We start from the raw sequence: 10,150 nt of genomic DNA on the forward strand, positions 1-10,150 counted from the left end.
ATACCCGCCCCACCCCACCCCCCACCCCCCCCCCCCCTCCCCCACCCCCCCCCCCCCCCCCCCCCCCCCCCCCCCCCCCCCCCCCCCCCCCCCCCCCCCCCACCCGTCTCCACGAACGAAAGGCGCCGAGCGTGGGCTACTCGGTCGGGCAGGTCTCCGCCGCCGCGGGAATCACCGTGCGCACCCTGCACCACTACGACAAGACCGGACTCCTCTCCCCCACCGACCGCAGCCCGGCCGGCTACCGCCTCTACAGCGACGCCGACCTCGCCCGGCTGCAGCAGATCCTCTTCTACCGGGAACTCGGCTTCCCGCTCGACGAGATCGCCACGATCCTGGCGGACCCGCAGGCCAACGCCCTCGACCAGCTGCGTGCCCGGCACCGCCTGCTCAACGAGCAGATCACCAAACTGCAGCGCCTGGTCGAGGTCGCCGAACAGGCCATGGAGGTCCAGCAGACCGGCGTGGAACTCTCGCCCGAGGAGCGGTTCGAGGTGTTCGGCGAGGTCGCCTTCGACCTCACCTACGCCACCGACGCCCAGCTGAAGTGGCATGACCGCGCGGGGCACCGGCGCTCCATGGCGAGCGCCGCCGCCCACACCAAGGAGGACTGGGCGCAGATCATGGCCGAGGCCGCCGAGTGGCGGGCCCGGCTGACCGCCGCCTTCGACGCCGAGGACCCCGCGGACGGCGAACGCGCCATGGACCTCGCCGAGGAGCACCGGCAGAGCATCAGCCGCTGGTTCACCCCGTGCCCCACCGATATGCACGGTCGGATCGCCGACGACTTCGCCGCCGACCCCCGGGCGTTCGCCCTGGTCGTCCCCCCGAGCCAGCAGCGCCCCGGTCTCGCCTCCTATCTGCGCACGGCCGTCCACGCCAACGCCGTACGCCAGTCGAAAGGCCGCTGACGTCCCATGAAGATCGTGATCACGGCCGCCGGCTCGTACGGCGACGTCGCCCCGTACACCGGCCTCGGCGCCCGGCTCCGCGAAGCGGGCCACGACGTCGCCCTCGCCACCCACGACGCCTACGCCCCGCTCGTACGGGCCGCGGACCTGGAGTTCCGCCGACTGCCCGCCGACCCGCGCGCCGAGCAGCCGGACAGCGGCCCGGCACCGGAGGCCTCCACCGGCGGCAGGCGCGCCCTCCTGCGCAGGGCGGCCGCCTTCATCCGGGAACTGGGCACCGGCCTGGCCGAAGCCACCACCGAGGGCACCGAGTTGCTGCTGCTGTCCACCACCACCGCGCCACTCGGCCGGAGCCTCGCCGAGGCGCACGGCATCCCGTCCTTGGAGCTCCCCCTCCACCCCAACGCCCCCACCGGCGACTTCGCCCCTCCCGTCGGCGGCGCCCGCTCCCTCGGCCGCTGGGGCAACCGCGCCGTCGGCCGCCTCTCCCACCGCGTCGTCGACCGCCTCTACGTGGACGCGAGCCGCGAACTGCGGGCGGGCCTCGGCCTGCCGCCCGCCACGCCCCGTACGCTGCGCCGCCGCGCCGAAGCGGCCGGCCGGCCGGTCCTGCACGGCTTCAGCGAGGTCCTGGTGCCCCGCCCCAAGGACTGGCCCAGCGGCCTGGAGGTCGTCGGGAACTGGTGGCCCTGGCACGCACCCGAGGCCCAACTCCCCTCATTCGTCGCGGACTTCCTCGCGGCCGGGCCGCCCCCGGTGTTCATCGGCTTCGGCAGCATGGCGGGCGGCGAGGGCGAGCGGCTGAGCGCCCTGGCGGTGGCGGCCCTGCGCCGGGCCAAGGTCCGCGGCGTCCTCCAGTCCGGCTGGGCCGGTCTGACCAGCGGCCCCGACGCCCTCGCGACGGACGACATCCTCACCGTCGGCGAGGTCCCGCACGCCCTGCTCTTCCCGCACATGTCGGCCGTGGTGCACCACTGCGGTGCCGGTACCGCCGCGGCGGGACTGCGTGCCGCGGTCCCCGCCGTCCCCGTACCGGTCACCGCCGACCAGCCCTTCTGGGCCGCGCGGCTGGCCGCCGTGGGCGCCGCCACGGCCCCGATACCCTTCCAGGACCTCGCCGCCGAGCACGCCGCCGACCGTCTGGCCGACGCCCTCACCCGGGCCACCGCCGACCCCGCCCACCGCGAGCGCGCCCGGAGCGCCGCCGGCCGCCTCGCCGTCGAGGACGGCGCCGGCGCGGTCACCGAGGCGGTGGACCGCCTGGCCGCGTAAGGCTCCAGGGCGCACGGCCCCAGCGCGCCGGGCGGCACAATAGCCAGATTCTCGACCCACCGGTATAGGACCAATTTCTCATACGGAAGATCCTTGACGGCCGGATGGCGTTCCCGCAGGCTCGTGCTGAAATGCTCACGCCCTCAGCATTCAGGTAATCACCCCCCCTGGAGCACGTCTTGCCGGAAAGCCTGGAAACAGGGCGCTCCACTTCATCGTTATGCGATGAGGAGCGAGCGCCGCTCGACGTACTCGGCGTCGGGTTCGGCCCCTCGAATCTGGCCCTCGCCATAGCCCTGCACGAAACACCTCATCCGCAATCCGGGGTGCACTTCTACGAGCGGCACCCCGGATTCTCCTGGCATGGCGGCATGCTGCTGAAGAACGCCACCATGCAGGTGCACTTCCTCAAGGACCTGGTGACGCTGCGGAACCCGCGCAGTGCATTCACGTTCCTCAACTATCTGCACGACCGGGACCGGATGGTTGATTTCATCAACCACAAGGCCCTCTTTCCGAGTCGCGTGGAATTCCACGACTACCTGGAATGGGCCGCGGGCGCGCTGGCGGACCGGGTCAGCTACGGCCATGAGGTGCTGCGGATCGCACCGGCGGCATCGGCGGGGCAGAGCCGGCTGGACGTGACGGTCGGCATACCCGGTTCCGACGGCACCCGGCGGATCGTGCGCCAGGCCAGGAACGTGGTGCTGGCACCCGGTCTGCGCCCCTCCCTGCCGGACGGCGCGCGGGAGTCGGAGCGGGTGTGGCACAGCAGCGGCCTGCTCCACCGGCTCGACGGCATACCGAGCGCGGCGCCCCTGCGCTTCACCGTCGTGGGCGCGGGCCAGAGCGCGGCCGAGGTCACCGCCCACCTCCACGAGCGCTTTCCCAACGGGCGGGTACGCGCCGTCTTCGCGGGCTATGGATACAGCCCCGCCGACGACTCCTCGTTCGCCAACCGGATCTTCGACCCGGTCGCCGTGGACGACTTCCACCGGGCTCCGCACTCCGTCCGGGACATGCTCGTCGACCGTCATCGGAACACCAATTACTCGGTGGTCGACAACGAGCTGATCTCGGAGCTTTATCGCATCTGGTACCAGGAGAAGGTGACCGCCGAGCAGCGGCTGCTGATCGACCACACCTCCTGCCTCATCGATGTCGAGGAGACCCCCGGCAGCCCGCTCTCGCTGACGGTCGAATCCCTCACCTCGGGCGAGAAACGCACCCTGGAGTCCGACTACCTGGTGTACGCGACCGGCTATCGCCCGGTCCCGCCCGACGAGTTGCTGAGCCCCGAACTGCTCGCCCTGTGCAAGCGCGACATCACGGGCCGGCTGGACGTGGACCGCGACTACCGCATCCGCATGGAGGACGGGGTGCGCTACGGAATCTATCTGCAGGGCGCCACCGAGCACACGCACGGCCTGTCCTCGACGCTGCTGTCCAATACGGCGGTCCGGGCCGGAGAGGTCGCCGACTCGCTCCTGCGCCGCCGGTAGCCGTCGGCGCAGAATTTCGGCCCCGAAGGAGAACCGCGCTATGTACGTTCCCGCACATTACAAGGGGAGTTCGGCGGCAGCGGTGGCCACGGTGCGCGCCAGCCCGCTGGCCACTCTCGTCACCGGAGCGGACCCGGTGCCCTTCGCCACCCACCTGCCGGTCGTGCTGCCCGAGGACGTGGCCGACGCCGTCGACAACGGGCCCGCGGATCTGCGCGGCCACCGGGTGCTCGGGCATCTGAACCGGGCCAATCCGCACTGGCGCCACCTCACGGCCGGGCAGTCCGCCCTGCTGATCTTCCGCGGCCCCGACGGATATGTCTCACCCGAGGTCTACGGATACACACCGGCCGCGCCCACCTGGAACTTCACGGCCGTCCACCTACGAGGCACGATCCAGCCGCTGCCGGCCGGCGAGGAGACCCGCCGCGTCATCCACCGGACGGTGCGCGAACTGGAGGGCCGTTTCGGGCGCCGGTGGGACATGGCGGGGTCGCTCGACTACTTCGACAAGATCCTGCCCGCGGTGGGGGCGTTCGAGCTGCACGTGGAGGACGTCGACGGGATGTTCAAACTCAGCCAGGAACTGGACCCGGAGACCAGGGACACAACCACTTCGCACTTCGCCGCCAGCCCGGAAGGCACTCACCGGGAGTTGGCGTGCGCCATGGAGCGGTGGACCGGCGCCGATGGCCGGCCGCCCGAGGGGAGACTCTGAAATGGGCAAGCAGTACGACGTAGCCGTGGTCGGTCTGGGCGGACTCGGCAGCGCGGCCGCCAACGCGCTGGCCGCGGCCGGCCTGAAGGTCCTGGGGCTGGAGCGCTACAGCCCGGTCCACGACCTGGGTGCCAGCCACGGCGAGTCCCGTGGCGTCTGGCAGGCGTACTTCATGGGTCCCGAGTACGTGCCGTATCTGCGCCGCGCCTACACCCTGTGGTCGGAGCTGGAGGAGGCCAGCGGTGAGCGCCTCTTCCACCGCACCGGCGGTCTGTGCCTCGGGCCCGCCGACGGCGCCCTGATACCCGCGGCCCGCGCGAGCGCCGAGAAGTGCGGGCTGGAGCACGAGTACCTCACCGCGGACGAGGTCCACGCCCGCTACCCGCAGTTCGAACCCGCGCCGGACTGCGTCGCGGTCTACGACCCGGGCTCCGGCTACGTCCAGCCCGAGCAGACCGTCCGGGTCGGACTGGCCCTCGCCCAACGGCACTCCGCCGATCTGCACTTCAACGAAACGGTGCGGGAGATCACCGAGAACCCCGGTGGCGCGCGGGTGGCCACCGACCGCGGGACCTACGAGGTGGGACACGTCGTGGTGACCGCGGGCTGCTGGTCGCCGGGGCTGCTGCCCGAACTCACCTTCCCCGTGGACGTGCTGCGCAAGGTCATGCTGTGGTTCGAGCCGGACGGCGGCGCACAGGACTTCCAGCCCGGTCGTTTCCCGTACTGGATATGGGAGGGCGACGGCATGGTCGGATACGGGCACCCGGCCGCGAACGGCCTGCACGGCGGGGTGAAGGCGGGTGTGCACAGCGGCGGTACACCCACCGACGCGGACGGCGTGGACCGCTATGTGCAGCAGCGCGAGATCGCCGAGATCCAGGACTTCCTGCGCGCGCGCATCCCCCGCCTCGGCGCGAGCGGCCGGTACCGCAAGAGTGCCGTCTGCCTCTATGACAACACCCCGGACCAGGCATTCGTCATCGGTCCGGCATCCGCGCACGGCCGTGTCGTCGTGGCGGCCGGCACCTCCGGCCATGCGTTCAAGTTCCTGCCGGCCATCGGCGAATCCGTCATGGAGATCGTGACGAAGGGATCCGCCAGCCAGAATCTTTCGATCTTCGACCCGGCTCGTTTCGCCACGGCCGGGCGGGATTCCCACTGAATTCCCGCAGATTTCCCCGACCGTGACTCCAGGGGTGTGTCTCTCCGGTCTCCGTGAGCCTGCGGAGACCGGAGAGACACACCCTGCCCATTTCGGTCGTGAACTAAGGAGAGGTAATGCAGCGAGTCCTGTCGTACATCGATCCCTTAGAAGGATTCCGGGGATGGCTCGTTTACGATACCGACGAATGCGCCCTGTACGCGGGCGGCTGTCGGGTGCAACCCGGACTCACCCGGCAGACCCTGGAAACGCTCGCCGCGCGCATGACCCTCAAACAGCGGCTGCTCGGGCTGAACGTCGGCGGCGCCAAGTGCGGCATCGACTACGACCCCACCGCACCGGGCGCGAGCGAGGCCCTCCGCAGATTCCTCACCTTCCTCCACGACGAACTGCTGGAGCGCTACAGCATGGGCAGCGACATGGGTTCGCGCTGGCCCCAGCTGGAGGACATCGCCCGCTCCTGCGGCATCCCGTCCATCAAGTACGCCGCCGCGCGGGCCCAGCGCCTGACGGACGGCGAGTTCTTCCGCCGTATCCAGCTGATGAACACCGCCGTCGGCTCGCTGTCGGTGCAGCAGCGAAGGGCCGGCGCCGGGCTGGCGCACGCCGCGCTGGCGGCGGCGCGGCACCTGGGCCGCGAGCCCGGGGAACTCACCGTGGCGGTCCAGGGATTCGGCACGCTGGGACGGGGCGTCGCCGCCACGCTGACGGAGGCCAAGGTCCGGGTCGTCGCCGTCGCGGACGTGGACGGCTGCCTCGCGGACCCGGACGGCCTGGACATCCCCGCGCTGATCGCGGCCGACGACCGCCGGCTGATCCTGCCGTCCGGCCGCCGGGCCCCTGCCCAGGAGCTGTTCCACCAGCAGGCCGACCTCGTCGTCCTGGCGGCCGGGGACGAGGCGATCAGCCAGGCCCAGGCCGCCGAACTGCCCGCGCGGGCGGTGGTGGTGGGCGCCAACAACGGACTCGCCGCCTCGGTCGAGCAGGCGCTCCACGCCCGGCAGATCACGGTCGTTCCCGACTTCGTCGGAGGCGCGGGCGGCACGGCGTCCGTCGACGTCGTCTTCGGATCCACCCGATGTCCCAGCCCGGAAGAAGTCCTCACCCGCACCGGCCGCACCATCGAGACGCTGGTGACCACGATCCTGCAACGCGCGGACAAGGAAGGCACCAGCCCGCGGGCGGCGGCCCTGCGGATGTGCGAGGAGCGCGCCTACGTCCCAGGGGAACGCCCCTACGGAGCCAGCCCGTTCGGCTCCTACGACGACCAGCCGGAGCAGGGCCGCGCGGCGGCCGCGGCACAGCCCGCCCCCCAGGCCGCGGACCGGCCGGTTCCGCCGCGCGAGGACTGCCCGCACGAGCGCAGCACGATGGTCGACTCAACGTTCTTCCGCGACCTGTTCAGCACCGAGGCCTCCCGGGAGACCTTCTGCGACCTGTGCAAGTACCAGCGGTGGCTGGACATCGAGGCGGCGCTCGCGCTGAGCCAGGCCGAACTGGGCATCATCCCGGAAGACGCGGCCCGCACCATCGCCCGCAAGGCGGTGCTCGCCGACCTCGACTTCGCGCTGCTGCGCCGCGAGATGGCCGTCAGCCGGCACTCGCTCGTCGGCCTGCTGCGGGCCTTCCAGGCCCACTGCGGCCCGGCGGGAGAGTGGCTCCACTACGGCGCCACGACGCAGGACATCCAGGACACCTCCGTGGCACTGGAGATGCGCGGCACGCTGCGGACACTGCGGCAGCAGATCGGCGAGATGCTCCGGCCGCTGGCCCAGCTGGCCCGCGCGCACCGGACCACGCCCATGGTCGGCCGCACCCACGCCCAGCCCGCCGTGCCGATCACCTTCGGCGCCAAGGTCGGCTCGTGGATCGACGAGCTGGCCCGGGCCCATGACCGCCTCCAGGAGGCCGAGCGGCGGATCGCCGTCATCGAGCTGTTCGGCGGCGCGGGCACCATGGCGGGCTACGGGGACCAGGCCCATGACCTGATCGAGCGGGTCGCCGCCCGGCTGGAGCTCGCGGTGCCCGACACCGCCTGGCACGCGACCCGGGACCGGCCGGCGGAGTTCGCCTCGGCCCTCGCGCTCACCGCCGGCGCGTTCGCCCGTATCGCGGACGAGATCCGTACCCTGTCCCGGCCCGAGATCGCGGAGCTGGGCCTGGCCTGGACTCCCGGGACCGTGGCCAGCAGCACCATGCCGCACAAGCGCAACCCCGATCTGTGCGAGCAGGTCGTGGTGCTGGCGGGGCTGTCCGCCTCGCAGGTCACCGCCGCCTTCCACGGCCTGGTGAGCGAGCACGAGCGCGACAGCCGCGGCTACCGCCTCGAATGGGCCTACGTCCCCGACGCCGCCCACTACGCGCTCGCGGCCGCGCGGCTGACACTGGGCCTGATCCGCGACCTGTGCGTGCGTCCGGTGCAGATGTGGCAGCGGCTGAACACGGACGCCGAGCGGGTGACCACCGAACGCCTGATGCTGCTGCTGACGCCCGCGCTGGGCAAGCAGGCCGCCTACTCGTGGGTGTACGAGCGCAGCCAGCGGGCCCAGGAGGCCGGCCGCTCACTGCGCTCCCAGATCCTCCTGGAGGGCGACCTCCCGGATCTGCTGACCGCCGACCAGATCGAGGAGGCGCTCGACCCGCTGCGGCACCTCGGCCATGCGCCGTGCCTGGCCGACCGGATGGCCGAGCGGGCGGAGCGGCTCCTCGCCGAGCGGGCAGCGCCGCAGGACGGCGTGCTGGTGAGGTCCGCATGACACACGCATCGCCCTGGGACTTCGGGCGGGCCCGGCGGCTGGTCCTGCCGGAGCCGGGCTACGGCACGGTCGTCGAGCACGGCCGGCGCAAGGTCGCCGGCCGGCACCTCCCCGGCGAACCCACGCTGCGGCGGGCGTTCGGGCTCCTGGCCGGGGTGTGGGACGGGCCGGACGTGCTGCGGGTGACGGCCGTCTTCCCGTTGGTGGAGAGCGCCCGCAACGACCCCGGCACCGCCGAGGAGGTCGACGAGCTGTACGACGCCCACGCGGTGTCCACCAGCACTCCTCGCCAGGACCGCGGATGGGTGGCGCGCCCGGCCGACGTGCTGCACGCGCAGCAGGTCAGCGACGAGGCCGGATGGCTGCTGTTCGGGCACTACCACACCCATCGGGTGCCCTGGCCGGACGATCCCTACCGCGACTCCTGCACCGCCTTCGACACGGCGCTGGCCCAGGACAGCGGGATGTGGACCTTCATCGTCTCCCTGGTCGACCCCGAAACCCCCCGCATCCGGGCCTTCTACGAAGGCTCCCTCGACCGGGAGGCACAGCTGGGCCAGGGGCCGTCGGCCCAGGCCGCGGCACCGGGCCGACTGTCATCGGCGCGCGCCGATGGGTGAGGCATCCCGACCGGCCAAGGCCCCACGGTCCAGGTACGACGTCGTCATCGTCGGCGGCGGCCCCGCCGGACTGGCCGCCGCGCTCGTGCTCGGCCGGATGCGCCATCGCGTCCTGCTGTACGACGAGGGGGCCCCGCGCAACCACCGTGTCGCGCACACCCGCGGGTTCCTCAGCAGGGACGGCATCGCGCCGGGCCGGCTCCGTCAGACGGCACGGTCCGAGCTCGGCGCCTACCCGTCCGTCGAGTTCGCCGACGAACGCGTCACCGGGGCGCGGCGCGGTGCGGACGGCTTCACGGTGGTCTCGCCGGCCCTCGGCGAGGTCGCCACGCGGGCCCTGCTGCTGGCCACCGGGGTCCGCGACCGGCTGCCCCCGGTCGCGGGGCTGGCGGAGCGGTGGGGTCTGACCGCGCTCAACTGCCACTTCTGCGACGGGTGGGAGTCCGCCGACCGGTCCATCGGCGTGCTCGGCGACGACGGCCCGGCCGTCAACCTGGCCGTCAACCTGCGCCGGTTCAGCGCGGACGTGGCGCTGTTCACGAACGGCCGGCCGGCCCCCGGTGCCGAGCAGGCGCGTGCGCTGTCCGCGCTGGGCATCGCCGTGCACACCGCTGCCGTGGAGCGCGTCGAGGGGCGGCATCCGCAGATCGACGCCTTCGTCCTGGCCGACGGCTCCAGGGTGGCCAGGGACGTGGCGTTCTGCCACCCGCCGGTGGACCAGGCGTCCCACCTGCCGCAGTCGCTGGGGCTGGACCTGCTCGACGACGGCCTGGTCGCGGTGGACATCGTGGGTGCGGCGAGTGAGCCGGGCGTCTTCGCGGCCGGCGACATGGCGCGGCACCCCGAGTCACCCTTCGCCGGTGCTCTGATCCCGATCGCCGCCGCGGAGGGGACCCGGGCGGCGGTGGCACTGCACGCACGGCTGACCAAGGCCGCACTGGACGCCGCAGTGGCACGCCGGTGAACGCTCCTTCGCCTATGCACGCTCCTTGAGGAAGCGGAACGAGGCCGTGCAGGTCAGCGCGACCACGCACGCACCGGTCAGCAGGCAGACCCGCAGGCCGTGCGAGAAGGAGGCCGAACCGGCCAGGACGCTGCCGAACACGGCCACGCTGATCGCACCGCCGACCTGGGGGGGGGGGGGGGGGAGGGGAGGCACCACGTCAGACCGCCCCTTTGTGACCCTGTTTCGCCGAGGAGTGGTTC

The 10,150-nt window shown here is 72.4% G+C and carries 9 protein-coding genes; 8 read left to right on the forward strand and 1 reads right to left on the reverse strand.

Going from position 1 to position 10,150, the window contains the following annotated elements; translation table 11 throughout:
* The first annotated feature begins 131 nt into the window (after positions 1-131).
* The 8 genes from ACZ5XZ_RS18270 (at position 132) to ACZ5XZ_RS18305 (ending at position 9,908) form a co-directional block, all read left to right on the forward strand.
* Positions 132-911, forward strand: coding sequence for a MerR family transcriptional regulator (locus tag ACZ5XZ_RS18270; RefSeq protein WP_468979109.1), 780 nt, complete (start codon positions 132-134; stop codon positions 909-911).
* A gap of 6 nt (positions 912-917) precedes the next feature.
* Complete coding sequence (locus ACZ5XZ_RS18275; protein WP_468979112.1) at positions 918-2,183, forward strand: glycosyltransferase; 1,266 nt, start codon at positions 918-920, stop codon at positions 2,181-2,183.
* Between the two features lie 179 nt (positions 2,184-2,362).
* Positions 2,363-3,685 carry a lysine N(6)-hydroxylase/L-ornithine N(5)-oxygenase family protein gene (locus tag ACZ5XZ_RS18280; protein WP_468979114.1) on the forward strand — a complete coding sequence of 441 codons (1,323 nt, stop codon included), beginning with the start codon at positions 2,363-2,365 and terminating at the stop codon, positions 3,683-3,685.
* A 40-nt stretch (positions 3,686-3,725) separates the two neighbouring features.
* On the forward strand, positions 3,726-4,403 hold the full coding sequence (locus tag ACZ5XZ_RS18285) for an FMN-binding negative transcriptional regulator (RefSeq protein ID WP_468979115.1): 678 nt from the start codon (positions 3,726-3,728) through the stop codon (positions 4,401-4,403).
* 1 nt (position 4,404) lies between these two features.
* Positions 4,405-5,568, forward strand: a complete 1,164-nt coding sequence (gene solA, locus ACZ5XZ_RS18290) for an N-methyl-L-tryptophan oxidase (protein WP_468979116.1) — start codon at positions 4,405-4,407, stop codon at positions 5,566-5,568.
* 116 nt (positions 5,569-5,684) lie between these two features.
* Positions 5,685-8,324 carry a lyase family protein gene (locus ACZ5XZ_RS18295; protein WP_468979118.1) on the forward strand — a complete coding sequence of 880 codons (2,640 nt, stop codon included), beginning with the start codon at positions 5,685-5,687 and terminating at the stop codon, positions 8,322-8,324.
* A complete protein-coding gene (locus ACZ5XZ_RS18300) occupies positions 8,321-8,944 on the forward strand; it encodes an MPN domain-containing protein (protein WP_468979119.1) in 624 nt (207 codons plus the stop codon). Before ACZ5XZ_RS18295 ends, ACZ5XZ_RS18300 begins: the two co-directional genes overlap by 4 nt.
* A complete protein-coding gene (locus ACZ5XZ_RS18305; RefSeq protein ID WP_468979120.1) occupies positions 8,937-9,908 on the forward strand; it encodes an NAD(P)/FAD-dependent oxidoreductase in 972 nt (323 codons plus the stop codon). Before ACZ5XZ_RS18300 ends, ACZ5XZ_RS18305 begins: the two co-directional genes overlap by 8 nt.
* A 12-nt stretch (positions 9,909-9,920) precedes the next feature.
* Here the strand turns inward: ACZ5XZ_RS18305 and ACZ5XZ_RS18310 are convergent, their stop codons facing one another.
* Entirely contained in the window at positions 9,921-10,055 is a 135-nt protein-coding gene (locus tag ACZ5XZ_RS18310; RefSeq protein ID WP_468979121.1) for a hypothetical protein, read from the reverse strand.
* Between the last annotated feature and the right edge of the window lie 95 nt (positions 10,056-10,150).

It is taken from the genome of Streptomyces sp. NPDC033270, from assembly GCF_055576575.1.

Bases quoted from the DNA above. Each gene is read 5' to 3' on its own strand.
- ACZ5XZ_RS18285 (WP_468979115.1), top strand. From the start codon at position 3,726: ATGTACGTTCCCGCACATTACAAGGGGAGTTCGGCGGCAGCGGTGGCC.
- ACZ5XZ_RS18305 (WP_468979120.1), top strand. From the start codon at position 8,937: ATGGGTGAGGCATCCCGACCGGCCAAGGCCCCACGGTCCAGGTACGAC.
- solA (WP_468979116.1), top strand. From the start codon at position 4,405: ATGGGCAAGCAGTACGACGTAGCCGTGGTCGGTCTGGGCGGACTCGGC.
- ACZ5XZ_RS18295 (WP_468979118.1), top strand. From the start codon at position 5,685: ATGCAGCGAGTCCTGTCGTACATCGATCCCTTAGAAGGATTCCGGGGA.
- ACZ5XZ_RS18300 (WP_468979119.1), top strand. From the start codon at position 8,321: ATGACACACGCATCGCCCTGGGACTTCGGGCGGGCCCGGCGGCTGGTC.
- ACZ5XZ_RS18275 (WP_468979112.1), top strand. From the start codon at position 918: ATGAAGATCGTGATCACGGCCGCCGGCTCGTACGGCGACGTCGCCCCG.